Here is a 16,413-nt window from a genome sequence, read left to right on the forward strand (position 1 = left end):
CCGCGCCGCCGGGACCAGAGGTTATCAGGCGGTGCCGCCAACGGTAAGGTTGTCGACTTTCAGCGTCGGCTGGCCGACGCCGACCGGCACGCTCTGCCCTTCTTTACCGCACACGCCAACGCCGCTATCCAGCTTCAGATCGTTACCGACCATGGAAATCTGCTGCATCGCTTCGATACCGGAACCGATTAGCGTCGCGCCTTTGACTGCCTTGGTCACTTTGCCTTTTTCAATCAGATAGGCTTCCGAGGTCGAGAAGACAAATTTACCGGAGGTAATGTCCACCTGACCGCCGCCAAAGTTCGGCGCATAGATACCGTAATCGACCGATTCGATAATCTCCTGCGGCGTCGACTTACCGGCCAGCATATAGGTGTTGGTCATCCGCGGCATCGGCAGATGCGCATAAGATTCGCGGCGACCATTACCGGTCGGCGCGACGCCCATCAGACGCGCGTTGAGCTTATCCTGCATATAACCTTTCAGGACGCCGTTTTCGATAAGCACGTTGTATTGACCCGGCGTACCTTCGTCATCAATCGCGACCGAACCACGGCGATCGGCCATGGTGCCGTCATCCACGACGGTGCACAGTTCAGAGGCGACTAATTCGCCCATGTGACCGCTGAAGACCGAGGTGCCGCGACGGTTAAAGTCACCTTCCAGGCCGTGGCCGACGGCTTCATGCAGCAGCACGCCAGGCCAGCCCGCGCCAAGCACCACCGGCAGCATACCGGCTGGCGCCGCAACCGCGGACAGATTGACTAATGCCATACGTACCGCTTCACGCGCCCAGACATCCGCCCGTACGTCGCCATCCAGCGGCGCGAGGAAATAATCATAGCCAAACCGTCCTCCGCCGCCACTGGCGCCGCGCTCGCGTTTGCCGTCTTCCTCCACCAGCACGCTCACGGAGAGACGAACCAGCGGACGGACATCAGCGGCCAGCGTCCCGTCCGTTGCCGCTACCAGGATAAGCTCGTAGACGCCGCTCAGACTGGCGGAAACTTCCTGCACGCGCTTATCGGCGGCACGCGCCACCTTATCGACGCGGCGCAGAATATCCAGTTTCTCTTCACGGCTCATGCTCTGCAGCGGATCGACGCTGGTATAGAGAGAGCTGTACTCCACCGCGCCGAGCGTCTGCACTTTGCCGTCGCCATGGTCGCGGACGATAGTACGCGCCGCCTGCGCGCTCTGCTCAAGCGCCAGTTTGCTGATTTGGTCCGCATAGGCAAAACCAGTTTTCTCGCCGCTTACCGCCCGGACGCCTACGCCTTGGTCAATATTGTACGACCCATCTTTAATGATGCTGTCTTCCAGAACCCAGGATTCGTGATAGCTCGACTGAAAATAAAGATCGCCGTAATCGAGACGGCGCTCAGCCAGTTGGCCAAGAATGGCAAACAGGTCCTGATGATTCAGGCCATTTGCCGACAGTAATTGTTCACTTACCAGGTTCAAACTCATCGTTACGCTACTCGTTTATTGCCGCCTGACACAGGGGAATGCCATGCGGCGAAAAAGATGACGGGGAGAAAATGCCCTCTATTGAGAGTGCGATAATTCCCCGTACTCGTCAAATCATTGCTTTTTGTTGCTGCGCGCCTGGCGCAGCACTTCGTTGATTTCCGGCTGATCGATTGGACCCGTAATGCGATAGCGCAGAATCGACACTTTGTTCCACAGCGGCCCAAGCACCTTGCTGGCGGCAAAAACCGCCGCGCCGACGATCGGGTTGACGGCGAATGCCGCCGCTACGCCCACGGTCGCCGATATTTCCGGCGCCACCACCGCTTGTAAATCTAAACGACGGCGCACCAGATCGACCGAACCTTTCATCGCGATGTCGGCTTCAAGGCCATCCACCAGCGTATCATCCGTATTCAATACGCCGTCTTTAATCCATGCCGTACTGCGAATCGAATCAAACCAGAAGCCTTCCTGGAAGGTGTCGCTGAAATCGAAGCGTAGCTTACGCAGCAGCGCGTCAACGCTCAATAGCCGTAACAGCTGACCGGCATGACCGGTGCTCAGGTCAGTAAACTCGCCTTTGCCGAGGCGGCTTTTGAGGATCCCGTTCAGCGAAGCGACATCAGGCTGCCATGGCGGCGCGCGCCAGTGCAGATCGTAATCGACATCAAACGACGAGCCTTTTACCGGCGTCGAAACGCCAAAGAAGTTCACGAAGTCATCCGTTTTATTACCGTGCAGCTTGCCTTTCAGCGAGGTACGCACGCCGCCGGGCGCATTCACCCAGACGCCATCGGTAGTGAGCCGGCCAAAGCCGGTATCCACCAGGCCATTACTGAGGGTGAGCGTATCGCCCTTGATATCGAAGTCACCGTCGATTCGCCCATATTTTTGCCCCCACAGCCAGCACTCTTTACAGCGCAGCTGTAAATCAGGCCAGCCGCGGAAATCCAGACGGGTATCAGCCAGCGGGCCGCTCTCTTTTTTCGCCGTGCCGTTGTTATCGCTGGAAGGGTTGTAATAGAGATAGCGAATAGCCGCCAGCCAGGGCGCGTTCTTATGCATCGTCAACGTAGCGTTGATTTCGCGCCCCTGCGCCTCCACCTTCGAGCCGCTACCGTCAGGCTGGGAGACCAGACTGACGTTATTCCAGTTTTGCCCGGCGAACGCCAGCGACGGTGTACGAAGCGTCACGCGCTCAGGGAAAGCCATATTACTGCTCACTTCGTTGACGGCCCCCCGCTGGAACAACGCCAGCCATTGCGCGCCATCCATCGCCGGCATGTTCAGCTCGACGCCTGATGCTTCAGGCAGCGAAGGAATCGCTTTGCTGTCGGAGGTCAGAATCGCCCGGTCGAGCGTCAGCTTATTATTCAGTAACCAGCGGCTATTGACGTGGTTCTTGCTGCCGATGTTGCCGGTCAGATCGAAGCTGTTTAAGCCACCGGTCACGTTGATTTTCACCGGCAACGGTTCGCCCGCCGATTTATTCACCGGCGCAGGTAAGTGACTACTCACATTTTTCAGATCGCCGTTGATATCGACTTTGTAGCTCGCGCTACCGTGATACGGTAACTCAATGGCCACTTTGCCATCCCAGGGGACGCTGCCGCTGAGTTCATCATTGACCGCTTTCGGCAGCAGGCCGGTACGCGTCGGCTGCCAGTTAGCGTTCATGCCGACGTCAACGAGGAAGGCTTTCGCCCCTTCAGTAGTGGTGAAATTGAGGTTCAGCGGTTGATTAAACCAGGTCGCGCTTAGCGGCCCGCTTTTTAAATCTCCGTTCTCAAAGCTGAACTGACCATTGAGGTTCTTCAGCGTCGCGTCAATCGGCTTGATAAACAGATCGTTATTTTTCAGCCGCACATCGCCTTTGGCGGTGGTCATCTCGCCATCGAGCGGGATAGCAAGATGTAAGCGAGCGCTCACATTACCATCCAGCTGCAGTTCATCCAGCGCCGAGCCGAGCGAATCCTTCAGCGGGGTCTGTTTGAAATAAGGGCCGACCTCTTTGCCCGGTCCGTTAACATCGGCATCAATAAACAGTTTTTCATGGGAATAGTCGGGGATCACCGCGTCAAGGTTGCTGGCGGTGACGTTGCCCAGCATCGCTTTATCCGCCTTCATCCACAGGCCGTTATTAACGAAGTTAAGGTTGATATCCAGGCCGGTCAGCGCTGGCCAGTCCGGCTGGAAGGCGAAGGTCGCGTTCTTCAGCGGTACCGAGACCTGGAATAGGCCTTCGTTATGCTCATAAGGGAACAGATGCGGGTTGCCGCCGTAAACCAGGGTGGCATTGCTGGCCTGGCCACTCTTAATTGCGCCGCTCAGGTAATCCACCAGCGCTTTGCCCATCAGGTTTTCCGGGAAATAACGCCACGCCTGGCCGCCATCGTTGGTACTGATACCCGCCAGGATGCCTAACCACGGCTCATCGCCTTCCGGCTGCAGATAGCGGAAGCCGCCGCGCGCGCGAACGCCGGTAGCCTGTACGTCGATATCGCGGCCATCCAGCATAAAGCCCTTGCTGTTCTTCTCCCAGCTCAGAGTCGCATCGCCCTGGGCTATCTCCAGCGGCGCGCGAAAGACCGTTTCATAGGGCATTTTCGCCTGGGTCATATGCGCGCGCAGTTCGCCGTTTTCAACGCTGCCGCTCAGGCTGCCGGAAAAGTGCTCGGCCCCCGGCAGCAGCTTCCACTGCTTCCACGCCAGATCGCTCCAGTCGGCCTGGAAACGGGTCTTTTCCGTTGCCTGCAGCGGGATATCCAATGCCAACAGGTTGATCTTGCCGCTCGGCTGGGTAGTTCGCCACACTTCGCCAAAGCTCGGCGCCAGCTTATCGGCCATCGGCTGCAGACCGGTCAGGCCGCCAAGCTCGAGATTGCTGGCGCGGATGCGCAGCTCATCGCTACGCTGATTGTTATTACCACCCACTTCCTGCGCCGGGATCCACGCCATCGCCAGCGCGCCGCGCGGCCAGGCTTTACCGTCTATCGAGATCCGCGTGTCGGGGATATGAAATGCCCAACTTTGATTTTCGCGTGTGATATGCGCCGTCAGGTTATCCACCGACAGCTGATGCAGATGCTTGTCACCCTGCCAGCTGGCGCCGCCTTTTTTCAGCCACACATCGCCGCTGGCGACATCGCCTTTATCGATGGTCATCCAACCTTCGAGACTAAAGCGCGCGCTCTGCAGGGCGATGTTGTCCTGCATCCAGCGCCCGAGCCAGGGTTTAACGTCGATGTCGTCGGCTTGTAACCAGAGGCGCCCCTTATTGAGCAGGCCGTTCTCGTCACGTAAATCCATCCGCACCTGCATGACGCCGTGCTGGCCGGTGAGGCTCGAAAGGCTCAGTTGTCCCTCGGCGCGGTGGCGGTTTTTACCATTAAGCCAGGTAAGCTGCGGGATCGCCAGTTCAGCACGCTGACCGGAAATCGTCAGGAAGCTCAAATGGCTATCGCGGAGAATAAAGTGGTCAAACTGACGCAGGAACAGATCGCTGATTCGGTCGGTCTTCAGGCTGGCGCCGTCGTCGTTGGTCTGGATGGGGGTATTGGTGTGGATTTGCAGCTGCCAGAAGGTCAGGTCGCGGAACTGCCAGCGCATATGTAGCAGGCTTTGCCAGACGTCGAGCGCAAGGGTAACCCGTTTGATCGTCATTTCGCCACCGTCTTTCAAGGTGGCTTTAATATCGCGAACGTCCAGCGTCGGGCCGAAGTTTTCCCAGTTGGCGTTGATCTGCGAGGCATCGACCGCCACCCCGGATACTGCGGTAATTTTCTCCAGCAGTTGGGGACGCCAGTTATTTAGCTGCGGCAATGCCAGACGCAGGCCGCTCACCAGCAGCGCAACAATCACCACCACGGTTGCCACGGTGAGCAGTAATATCCCGGGCCATCGCCTCAACGCATCTCTCCTTGTCAGCCTGTTACGCCTCATCCTTCAGCCCGCCTGTTTACCGCCCCCGACGCCATCGGGAACGACGGGCTGAATGATTACATCATTACCACATCGAACTGCTCTTGATTATAGAGCGGCTCAATTTGTACTTTAACCTGCTTGCCGACAAAGATTTCGACTTCCGCCAGCGCGTGGGACTCTTCCCCTTTCAGAGCTTCCGCGACGGCAGGTGAAGCATAGACCAGGAAGCGGTCTGAGTCATACGCATGATGCACGCGGACTATCTCGCGCATGATCTCATAACAGACCGTTTCGACCGACTTTACCGTGCCGCGCCCATGACAGGTAGGACACTCGTTACACAGCACATGTTCCACGCTTTCGCGGGTGCGTTTACGGGTCATCTCGACCAGCCCCAGCTGCGAGAAGCCGTTAATGCTGGTTTTCACCCGGTCTTTACTCAGCGCCTGCTCCAGCGAATGCAGTACCCGACGACGATGATCTTCATTATTCATATCGATAAAATCAATGATGATAATGCCGCCCAGGTTACGCAGACGCAGCTGGCGCGCGATGGCCTGCGTGGCTTCAATATTGGTATTGAAGATAGTGTCGTCGAGATTGCGGTGGCCAACGAACGCCCCGGTGTTGATATCGATGGTGGTCATCGCTTCGGTCTGATCGATGATCAGATAGCCGCCTGATTTCAGCTCGACTTTACGCTCCAGCGCGCGCTGGATTTCGTTCTCAACGTCAAAGAGATCGAAAATAGGCTGGCGGCCGCTGTAATGTTCCAGCTTGCTGGTCATTTCAGGGATGTATTCCGCGGTGAACTCCAGCAGCGCCTCGTAGGTCAGGCGCGAATCCACGCGAATGCGGTCAAGCTGAGCATCGGCGAAATCGCGCAGCACGCGCTGGGCCAGCGCCAGCTCGCCGTACATCTGATAACGGGTCTGGTTGCGCTTTTTGCGCTCCATGACTTTGGTCCAGACGCGCTTAAGGTAGGCCGCATCCGCCGCCATCTCTTGCTCATGCACGCCTTCCGCCGCGGTGCGGATAATAAACCCACCCTGCTCGTCGCAATATTCGGTGACCACGCTTTTCAGGCGTTCGCGCTCGGCCTCGCTTTCAATACGCTGCGATACGCCGACGTGCGAAGCGCCGGGCATAAACACTAAATAGCGGGAAGGTATGGTGATGTCGGTGGTCAGACGCGCGCCTTTGGTGCCCAGCGGATCTTTCACCACCTGTACCATCAGGTCCTGGCCCTGACGCACCAGTTCGGAAATATCGCGAACGGTAAACTGCTTCTGCTCTTCACCCGCCACGCACTCGGTGTGCGGCATGATATCGGAAGCATGCAGGAAGGCGGCCTTATCCAGGCCAATATCTACAAAAGCCGCCTGCATTCCAGGCAACACGCGACTGACACGACCTTTGTAGATATTGCCTACGATTCCGCGCCGCGCTTCTCTCTCAATATGAATTTCCTGCAGGATCCCGCCATCGATATACGCGACGCGCGTCTCGGATGGCGTTACGTTAACTAATAATTCAGCCGTCATCTTTATCCCTTTTCTTCACGCAGTGAGTTAAAGTTACTCAGCAACTCATACGTTTCCACCAGCGGTAAGCCGACTACGGCGTGATAGCTGCCATTTATCTTCCTGACAAAACAACCACCCAACCCTTGAATACCGTATGCGCCTGCTTTATCTAAAGGTTCGCCGCTGGCTACGTAGGTAGCGATATCCTGCTCGGAGAGCAGACGGAAGGTCACTTCCGTCACCACCAGACAATCCAGCGTTTGCTGCTTATCCGCCAACGCCACCGCGGTCATCACCTGGTGGGTTTTTCCGGAAAGCATGCGAAGCATTTCTGCGGCGTGCCCGGCATCGCGCGGCTTTTCCAGCACTTCGCCGTTAAGAATGACAATCGTATCCGCCCCCAACACCGGCAGATCTCGCGGCGCCATAGCCACGCCAGCCAGCGCTTTTTCTCGCGCCAGACGCGCAACATAATGCGCAGCGCTCTCCTGAGGGCCGCGCCGTTCCTCAATACCCGGAACCAGGCGTTCGAAAGAGAGGCCAAGCTGAGTTAACAGTTCCTGCCGACGCGGGGAACCAGAAGCCAGATACAGAGTTGTCATATCAACCTTTATTGAACCGCAAATTGCTGACGCACTTTACGCATTAGCAGGAATAGCCACGGCCAGAGCACACCGTTTACTACACTACTCCAGAACACTTCCGGACGGAAAGAGACGTTGATCACTAAAAACTCTGCCCAGAAAACAATGATATCAACGGCAAGAGACAACAGCATGACCACCAGCGCCTGTTGCCAGAGCGCCAGATTACGGAACAGCTGATATTTTAAAGCGACCAGATAGGCAACGATACTTAACGACAGCGCGCGTACGCCAAGCGTCGAACCGCTGATGAGGTCGAGAATCGCCCCCATCACAAAGCCGGTACCGACGTTAACCCGATGCGGCAGCGCCAGGATCCAGTAAAGCAGAATCAACAACACCCAGTTTGGCCGGAAGACGGTGATGTCCTGCGGCCAGGGCATAATCTGCAGCAATAGCGCAATAAGAAACGAGAGCCAGATAACCCAGCGTCCCTGGCTACGATAACTTGCCACTATTGCCCCCCTGCTGGCAGAGGTTGCGCGGACGGCGGCGGCGTCAGGCCCGTCGCCGGCGCCGGCATCTGCGGCCCCATCGCATCAGGCGCAGGCAGCACCTGCGGCATCATTTGCATCAGGCGTTCATTGGCAACGCGGTGAACCTCTTCCGGGGTCATTGGGTTGGCGCCGTTACGATCGGCGCCCCACAGCAGCAGCAGATAGCGTAAACGCTGCAGCCCGGCAGTCGGACGAGCCTGGATTACCGTGTAAGCACGCTGAGTATCCAGACGTACCGAGGAGACCACCCCAACCGGATACCCTTCCGGGAAGCGTCCGCCGAGCCCGGAAGTCACCAGCACATCGCCGACGCGAATATCGGTATTCGCCGGCAGATGTTCAAGCTGTAAATCATCAGTGCAGCCGTTACCGGCGGCAATCACGCGGATATCGTTACGCAGCACCTGAATCGGCAAGGCATGGGTCGCATCGCAAATCAGCAGCACGCGGCTGGTCATTTTCGCTACCGCCACCACCTGACCGACAACGCCCTTGTCGCTGATAACCGGCTGGCCTTCATAAACGCCGTTAACGCTGCCCTTGTCGATAACGACCTGATCGCTGTAGGGGTCGTTAACCGTCGAGATAACCTGAGTTACCATCTTCTGCTCGTCCTGACGCAGCGGCGAGCCTAGCAGTTCACGCAGGCGGGCATTTTCTTGTTTGTATTGGCCAAGCATCAGCAGATCGCTGTTTTTCAGCAATAACTCCTGACGCAGCGCGCGGTTTTCCAGTTCGAGCTGATCGCGGGTCGCCAGCGATTGCGATACGCTGTCGAGCAGTTCCCGGGGACCATTTGAGATAAAGTAGAAAGGACTGACGGCAGTGTCCATGTACGTTCGAATCTGGCTGAACGTACCCAGGCGGCTGTCGGCGATAATGACGCCAAGCGCCACCAAAACCGCCAGAATAAGGCGAATCTGTAGCGACGGGCCACGGCTAAAAATTGGCTTCATAGGCTATGCGTATTCTCGTGTCAGTAAAGACCAGAGGCAGCCCTTAAGCTGCCCCAGACCTTCAGGCTGACTACTCTTCGCTGAACAAGTCGCCGCCGTGCATATCGATCATTTCCAGCGCCTTACCGCCGCCACGAGCGACGCAGGTCAGTGGATCTTCTGCAACTACGACAGGGATCCCTGTCTCTTCCATTAACAGACGGTCAAGGTTGCGCAGCAGCGCACCGCCGCCGGTCAGGACCATACCGCGCTCGGAGATATCGGATGCCAGCTCCGGCGGGCACTGCTCCAGCGCGACCATAACGGCGCTGACGATGCCGGTCAGCGGCTCCTGCAGCGCTTCGAGGATTTCGTTGGAATTCAGGGTGAAGCCGCGTGGAACGCCTTCAGCCAGGTTACGGCCGCGCACTTCGATTTCGCGTACTTCATCACCCGGGTAAGCGGAACCGATTTCGTGTTTGATACGCTCAGCGGTCGCTTCGCCGATCAGGGAACCGTAGTTACGACGCACGTAATTGATCACGGCTTCATCGAAACGGTCGCCGCCGATACGTACGGAAGAAGAGTAGACCACGCCGTTCAGGGAGATAACCGCGACTTCGGTAGTACCGCCGCCGATATCAACAACCATAGAACCGGTCGCTTCAGAAACCGGTAAGCCTGCGCCGATCGCGGCCGCCATCGGCTCTTCGATCAGGAAAACTTCACGGGCGCCAGCACCCTGCGCGGATTCGCGGATAGCACGACGCTCAACCTGGGTCGCGCCAACCGGCACGCACACCAGCACACGCGGGCTCGGGCGCATAAAGCTGTTGCTATGCACCTGTTTAATAAAGTGTTGCAGCATCTTTTCAGTCACGAAGAAGTCGGCGATAACGCCGTCTTTCATCGGGCGAATCGCCGCGATGTTGCCCGGCGTACGGCCCAGCATCTGCTTCGCTTCATGACCTACAGCGGCAACGCTTTTCGGCGAACCGGCACGATCCTGACGAATGGCCACAACGGAAGGCTCATTCAATACGATGCCTTGTCCTTTTACATAAATAAGGGTATTCGCGGTACCCAGGTCAATGGACAGGTCATTGGAAAACATGCCACGAAATTTTTTTAACATACTAAGGGATAATCCTGAAAGCTGGGGCGGAAAACAAAATCCGCTTACTTTACCAACCACACGCAGCAGCGACAAGGCGCAAAAATCATCTGCTACGGTGAAAATTAGTGCAGTTCATTTCCTTTGTTACAAACATTTACGAAGTCCCTTCGGCGCTGAATAAATCAGCTGCGCTCCGTGCTCTGTTTGTACCTGTCAAAGGTCAGTCTTGCGTAAGTTGCGACATTCCGGCGGGTAGACAAGCACACCCCCTTTACTATGGCGCGCGTTATTCTACGTGAAATCACGCCAAACGGCAGATCAAACAGAGTATCTTTGCGAATATTTTTTCACATTTGTGTCAAGTGGCTGTGAGGCGGCAAAAAATTCCCCCTGCCCGCCGGTCACGCCGCATTGCGACAGCACCTGCCACTCGCTGCGACTGCGTACTCCCGTCGCAAAAACCTGTACCGGCATCCCTTTACAGGCCTCCACCAGACTTTGAACCAGTAACTGGTTCTCGCTGCGTTTTTCAATATTGCGCGATAGCCCTTGATGCAGCTTTATCACTTCCACGTCCAGCTGCTTGATCCAACTGGTGCCAACCAACGTCAACCCGGCCTGAACCACGGCGACGCGAATGCCCAGCGCGTTTATCAACCGCATAACCGGGTGTAAACGGCCGATATATTGACAAACATCCGCCTCTGCAAGTTCAAAAATAATCCGCCGACGTTGTGATTTTTCGCACTGCATCATGGTATCGCGCAGCCAACGCTGGAAACGCGGGCGAATCAGCGACTCCACGGTCACCTGCAGGGCCAGCGTTTGATCAGGCCAATAACTTAATAACGGCAGCAAACGCGTAATCTGTAGGCGATCGTACTCTTCCGCTAAGCCAAACTGCTGCACCATTGGCATATACTCGGCGGCAATCACCTCTTCTTTACCGTCATAGATGCGACACATTAGCTCGCGATGATGTACCCGCCCATCGCGCATGACCGCCGGTTTCTGATACAAGCGCGGGCCGCCGCGGCTGAGCATCTGCTCGATAAGCGTCCGCCAGCGCACGTTGCCGCGCCCTTTCTCCGGCAGTGAATCATCGTAAACCGCCCAGCTATTACTCCCCTGTAGCACGGCGTTGCGGGTAGCCGCTTCGGCGTGTTCCATCACCTGAGAAGTGGACTGGCCGCTGCGGAACGCGCAGATGCCGATATGCATCGTGTCGTCTTTATCCAGCACCCGCGTTGACGGCAGCGCATCCATCGCCTTGAGTAACTGCCCGGCGATACTATCAGCCTCTTTTAAAGTGCGATGCGGCAATAAGACGGCGAAATCGCTACGGTGATAGCGCGCCAGTAGCGAGCCGGGATAGCGCATAATAAAAGTAGACAGCAAATTAATTAGCGTGAAGTAATGCTCTTCCGCCGCCGCCCGTCCCCAGTTGTCGCGCAGCAGATCAAACTCCGGCAGGCGAATCATCATCACGATACCGTGCGCCCCTACCTTTTCCTGATCGTCCAGCAGCGTCGCCAGCTGGTTATCAAAGAACAGGCGGTTATTGAGGCCGGTTTTGGAATCCTGAGCGGCGTAGGATCGAATCAGGGTATCCATGCGGCTGCGCTGATCGCTGGCGAACTGCAGTTCCGAGAGCAGCATATCCAGCGCGCTGCTGGTACTGGCCGGCCATTCATGAACCGAACCGCGCACCTGCGGCCCGCGCTCGCCGCTGAGAATGCGCCGCGCGCGCAGCTCCAGTAGTTCTTGCCCCGCCAGCTGGCGGCGGATCCAGCGAATCGAAAAGAAGATAATCAGCACCATGAAGCCGATGGCGAAGGAGAGCGGCGCGGTGACGTGAAGCGAGCGGAAATAATTGACCATCGGGTCCATGTAGACCAGACGAATCGAAATTCCGGGATGTTTGAGCGAGGGTACCGTCATTTCACGATACTGGTTGTTACTGCCCAGCGGACGATAACTGTCGCCGCGGGTATGGCTGTAAAGCGATTTGCCGTTGAGCAGAAAATCAATATGTTCGACTTCTACCGGCGTCAGCAGCTCGTCCATTTGCGGTTCGAGCTTTTCAAAAGAGGTGGTTACCAGGCGGCTGTCCAGCATCGTCGCCACCGCCTGCACGCGATTCTCAACTTTAATCTGAATGCCGTTGTAAAAGCTCAGCGACGCGCCGATGAGCGTGACAAAAATCGTCAGGCTGGTGAGCAGCGTAACAAATGCTGAGAATTTCGTCGTTAATCGCATCCCTGTGTTAACTCCGCGTGTGAATAACTACCCGAAGGGCATTCGGGCCCCTTTTAAGACTTTTGCTTAAGTAAGTACTAACTTTCTGAAGCGACGCATACTACCAAAGCTGGCGTATCTGGCAATTTATTGCGTTACATCCACGTAATAATGCCGTTAGCGAGTATAGTCTGCAGAATAATTTTTCCAATCTTCAAACCGCGAGGAACCACATATGCAGGCTTTAATCTTAGAACAGCAGGATGGCAAAACCCTTTCCTCGGTGCAAAACATCGATGCCAACCTGCTGCCGCCAGGCGATGTGACGGTCGATATTCACTGGTCGAGCCTCAATTATAAAGATGCCCTGGCCATTACCGGCAAAGGAAAAATTATCCGCAACTTTCCGATGATTCCTGGTATCGATTTTGCCGGTACCGTCCATGCCAGCGAAGATCCGCGTTTTCACGTTGGCCAGCAGGTGTTGCTCACCGGTTGGGGCGTGGGAGAAAACCATTGGGGCGGCCTGGCCGAGCGCGCCCGCGTCAAAGGTGAATGGCTGGTGGCCATGCCTGAAGGTCTCGACGGACGCAAAGCGATGACCATCGGTACCGCAGGCTTTACCGCCATGCTATGCGTGATGGCGCTGGAAGACGCCGGCGTACGACCGCAGGATGGCGAGATCGTCGTAACAGGCGCCAGCGGCGGCGTCGGCAGCACGGCGGTCGCTCTGCTGCATCATCTGGGTTATCAGGTGGCGGCGGTTTCCGGTCGCGAAAGCACCCATGACTTTCTGAAAAGCCTCGGCGCGCAGCGTATTCTGGGCCGCGATGAGTTTACCGAGACCCGGCCGCTGGAAAAACAAATCTGGGCGGGCGCTATCGATACCGTCGGCGATAAAGTACTGGCGAAGGTACTGGCGCAGATGAACTATGGCGGCTGCGTCGCGGCCTGCGGCCTGGCGGGCGGTTTCGCGCTGCCGACCACCGTGATGCCGTTCATCCTACGCAACGTACGCCTGCAGGGCGTCGATTCGGTAATGACCCCGCCTGCGCGCCGCGCCGAAGCCTGGCGCCGGTTGACGCGCGATCTGCCGGAATCTTTTTACGCGCAAAGCGCGACTGAAATCTCCCTTGCCGATGCCCCGGCCTTCGCCGATAAAATCATGAACAACCAGATCCAGGGTCGTACGCTGGTCAAAATCGGCTAATCTGCAATTTTTCGTGACATATTCGCGATCGCGCTCCGCCTCCGTCATGCTTAGGAAAAAGTATGACGGAGGACGCCATGAAAACCAGAAAACTGACGGAAGCCGACGTAACGGCGGAATCGGTATTTAACCTGCAGCGCCGCCAGGTGCTGAAAATGCTCGGTATCGGCGCGACGGCGATGTCGCTCTCAACAAAGGCCCATGCCGACCTGCTCGATTGGTTCAAAGGCCATGACCGCCCGCCGGCGCCCGCCGGAAAGGCCCTCACCTTTGATAAACCCGCAGCATGGCAAAGTAAGCTCGCCCTCACCCCGGAAGATAAAGTCGCCGGCTACAACAACTTCTACGAATTCGGCCTCGATAAAGCCGATCCGGCGGCTAACGCAGGCAGCCTGCGCACTGACCCCTGGACGCTTACCATCGGCGGCGAAGTCGCCAAACCCCTGACGCTCGATCACGACGACCTGACCCGTCGCTTCCCGCTGGAAGAACGAATTTATCGTATGCGCTGCGTGGAGGCCTGGTCGATGGTCGTACCGTGGGTCGGCTTCCCCCTGCATAAACTGCTCTCGCTGGTGGAGCCCACCAGCAACGCCCGCTACGTCGCTTTCAAAACGCTGTATGCGCCGGAACAGATGCCGGGACAAAAAGATCGCTTCATCGGCGGCGGCCTGGCCTATCCCTATGTCGAAGGATTGCGCCTTGATGAAGCGATGCACCCGCTCACGCTGATGACCGTTGGCGTCTACGGGAAAGCGTTGCCGCCGCAAAACGGCGCGCCCATCCGCCTGACCGTGCCGTGGAAGTACGGCTTTAAAGGGATTAAATCGATCGTGAGTATTGAGTTAACCCGCGAGCGGCCGCCGACCACCTGGAATCTGGCGGCGCCGGATGAATACGGTTTCTATGCCAATGTGAACCCGCACGTCGATCATCCGCGCTGGTCGCAGGCCAGCGAGCGGTTCATCGGCGCCGGCGGCGTACTCGACGTAAAACGCCAGCCAACGCTGCTGTTTAATGGCTATGCCGAGGAAGTCGCCTCGCTGTATCGCGGACTTAACTTACGGGAGAATTTCTAGTGCGTCTGAGCGTTAAACAGATAGGCTGGCTGAAAGTTGTGCTGCATTTAGCCGGTTTTTTACCGCTGGTCTGGCTGTTCTGGGCCGGGCATCAGGGCTACTTCAGCGCCGATCCGGCGAAGGATATCCAGCATTTTACCGGACGGATGGCACTGAAGTTTTTGCTTGCCACCTTGCTTATTACGCCGCTGGCGCGTTACGCTAAACAGCCATTATTGATACGCACCCGTCGTTTATTAGGGTTATGGTGCTTTGCCTGGGCAACGTTGCATCTCACCAGCTATACGCTGCTGGAGCTAGGCATTAACAATCTGGCGTTACTCGGTTCCGAGATAATCAACCGTCCGTATCTCACGCTTGGTTTAATCAGTTGGCTGGTTTTACTGGCGCTGGCGGCGACGTCAACCCAGTACATGCAACGAAAATTAGGCCGTCGTTGGCAAACATTGCACAACTTCGTCTATCTGGTCGCGATCCTCGCCCCTATACATTATCTATGGTCGGTGAAAATTTTATCGCCGCAGCCGCTGATTTATGCCGGGCTGGCAATGGTACTTTTAGCCAGCCGCTATAAGAAGTTTCGCCAGTGGTGGCGCTAATCTCCGGATATGTGCAGTTCCCCGCAGAACGTTTATCAACCGCGACTCTTTTTACGATAGCGGTTGATAATCTTCCCTGATAAGACCAGTATTTAGCTGCCAATTGCTACGAAATCGTTATAATGTGCGACTTTGGTTTTCCTGAAGGGATTTTCGAACCCTGAAAAGGTGACAAGCGCGCATCGAAGGTATATTTTGTTTTTTGCCCGAGATTAGCAGGAGATAGCTGCACAATGGCTGATAAGTTTCGCATTTTGCTTTTGAACGGACCAAACCTTAATATGCTCGGCAGCCGTGAACCCGAGAAGTATGGTTCGCTAACGCTGGCAGAAATTGTTAACCGTTTAACCGCAGAAGCGGAAGCGCTAAACGTGACGCTCGACCACCTGCAATCCAATGCGGAGTTCGCGCTCATCGACCGAATTCATCAGGCTAAAGACTCTGTGGACTATATCCTGATCAATCCGGCCGCGTTTACGCATACCAGCGTGGCCATCCGCGACGCGCTGCTTGCCGTGAGTATCCCGTTTATCGAGATCCACCTGAGCAACGTGCATGCGCGCGAGCCGTTCCGTCACCACTCGTATCTGTCTGATGTCGCCTCGGGCGTTATCTGCGGATTAGGTGCGGACGGCTATTCATACGCTTTACAGACGGCGGTAAAACGCCTGTCACAAACACACTAAACAAAGAGTACGGAACCCACTCATGGATATTCGTAAGATTAAAAAACTGATCGAGCTGGTTGAAGAATCAGGCATCTCCGAACTGGAAATTTCTGAAGGCGAAGAGTCTGTACGCATCAGCCGTGCAGCGCCGGCCGCCAGCTATCCGGTAATGCAGCAAGCTTATGCTGCGCCAATCGCCCAGCCTCAGGCGCCAGCCGCCGCAGCGCCGGCAGCAGCACCTGCCGCTGAAGCGAAAGCGGAAATCAGTGGTCACATCGTACGTTCCCCGATGGTCGGTACTTTCTACCGCACCCCGAGCCCGGACGCGAAAGCCTTTGTGGAAGTCGGTCAGAAAGTTAACGTGGGCGACACCCTGTGCATCGTAGAAGCGATGAAAATGATGAACCAGATCGAAGCCGACAAAGCCGGCGTGGTTAAAGCCATTCTGATCGAAAGCGGCCAACCTGTAGAATTCGACGAGCCGCTGGTTGTCATCGAGTAAC

General features: G+C 56.5%; 13 protein-coding genes. 5 read left to right on the forward strand and 8 right to left on the reverse strand.

Going from position 1 to position 16,413, the window contains the following annotated elements; genetic code table 11:
* Positions 1 to 24: 24 nt before the first annotated feature.
* The 8 genes from tldD to csrD form a co-directional block, all read right to left on the reverse strand.
* Positions 25 to 1,470: a metalloprotease TldD gene (gene tldD, locus PGR09_RS23825; RefSeq protein WP_015369467.1), complete on the reverse strand. Its 1,446-nt coding sequence runs from the start codon at positions 1,468 to 1,470 to the stop codon at positions 25 to 27.
* A 114-nt stretch (positions 1,471 to 1,584) separates the two neighbouring features.
* The gene (gene yhdP / locus PGR09_RS23830; protein ID WP_430916565.1) at positions 1,585 to 5,382 is read right to left on the reverse strand and encodes an AsmA2 domain-containing protein YhdP; all 3,798 of its coding nucleotides are present in this window, start codon (positions 5,380 to 5,382) and stop codon (positions 1,585 to 1,587) included.
* An 89-nt stretch (positions 5,383 to 5,471) separates the two neighbouring features.
* Positions 5,472 to 6,941, reverse strand: coding sequence for a ribonuclease G (rng, locus tag PGR09_RS23835; protein WP_015369465.1), 1,470 nt, complete (start codon positions 6,939 to 6,941; stop codon positions 5,472 to 5,474).
* A gap of 2 nt (positions 6,942 to 6,943) precedes the next feature.
* Complete coding sequence (locus PGR09_RS23840; protein WP_015369464.1) at positions 6,944 to 7,525, reverse strand: Maf family protein; 582 nt, start codon at positions 7,523 to 7,525, stop codon at positions 6,944 to 6,946.
* A gap of 8 nt (positions 7,526 to 7,533) precedes the next feature.
* Entirely contained in the window at positions 7,534 to 8,022 is a 489-nt protein-coding gene (mreD, locus tag PGR09_RS23845) for a rod shape-determining protein MreD (protein ID WP_015369463.1), read from the reverse strand.
* Complete coding sequence (gene mreC, locus PGR09_RS23850; RefSeq protein WP_015369462.1) at positions 8,022 to 9,020, reverse strand: rod shape-determining protein MreC; 999 nt, start codon at positions 9,018 to 9,020, stop codon at positions 8,022 to 8,024. Before mreC ends, mreD begins: the two co-directional genes overlap by 1 nt.
* 70 nt (positions 9,021 to 9,090) lie before the next feature.
* Complete coding sequence (mreB, locus tag PGR09_RS23855; protein WP_002918653.1) at positions 9,091 to 10,134, reverse strand: rod shape-determining protein MreB; 1,044 nt, start codon at positions 10,132 to 10,134, stop codon at positions 9,091 to 9,093.
* A gap of 300 nt (positions 10,135 to 10,434) precedes the next feature.
* On the reverse strand, positions 10,435 to 12,375 hold the full coding sequence (csrD, locus tag PGR09_RS23860) for an RNase E specificity factor CsrD (RefSeq protein WP_015369461.1): 1,941 nt from the start codon (positions 12,373 to 12,375) through the stop codon (positions 10,435 to 10,437).
* Between the two features lie 214 nt (positions 12,376 to 12,589).
* Here csrD and PGR09_RS23865 point away from each other — a divergent pair, with 214 nt between their 5' ends.
* From PGR09_RS23865 to accB, 5 genes are all read left to right on the forward strand, one after another.
* Entirely contained in the window at positions 12,590 to 13,564 is a 975-nt protein-coding gene (locus PGR09_RS23865; protein WP_047047136.1) for an MDR family oxidoreductase, read from the forward strand.
* Between the two features lie 77 nt (positions 13,565 to 13,641).
* Positions 13,642 to 14,643 (forward strand): protein-methionine-sulfoxide reductase catalytic subunit MsrP, encoded by a 1,002-nt coding sequence (msrP, locus tag PGR09_RS23870; RefSeq protein WP_045397237.1) that lies wholly within the window; start codon positions 13,642 to 13,644, stop codon positions 14,641 to 14,643.
* Positions 14,643 to 15,242, forward strand: coding sequence for a protein-methionine-sulfoxide reductase heme-binding subunit MsrQ (msrQ, locus tag PGR09_RS23875; RefSeq protein ID WP_047047133.1), 600 nt, complete (start codon positions 14,643 to 14,645; stop codon positions 15,240 to 15,242). The genes msrP and msrQ overlap by 1 nt, the downstream gene beginning before the upstream one ends.
* A 233-nt stretch (positions 15,243 to 15,475) precedes the next feature.
* On the forward strand, positions 15,476 to 15,928 hold the full coding sequence (gene aroQ / locus PGR09_RS23880; protein WP_015369457.1) for a type II 3-dehydroquinate dehydratase: 453 nt from the start codon (positions 15,476 to 15,478) through the stop codon (positions 15,926 to 15,928).
* Between the two features lie 22 nt (positions 15,929 to 15,950).
* Complete coding sequence (accB, locus tag PGR09_RS23885; RefSeq protein WP_015369456.1) at positions 15,951 to 16,412, forward strand: acetyl-CoA carboxylase biotin carboxyl carrier protein; 462 nt, start codon at positions 15,951 to 15,953, stop codon at positions 16,410 to 16,412.
* Position 16,413 lies beyond the last annotated feature (1 nt).

The organism is Klebsiella sp. 141251 (assembly GCF_050600725.1).
Lineage (GTDB): Bacteria > Pseudomonadota > Gammaproteobacteria > Enterobacterales > Enterobacteriaceae > Klebsiella > Klebsiella aerogenes.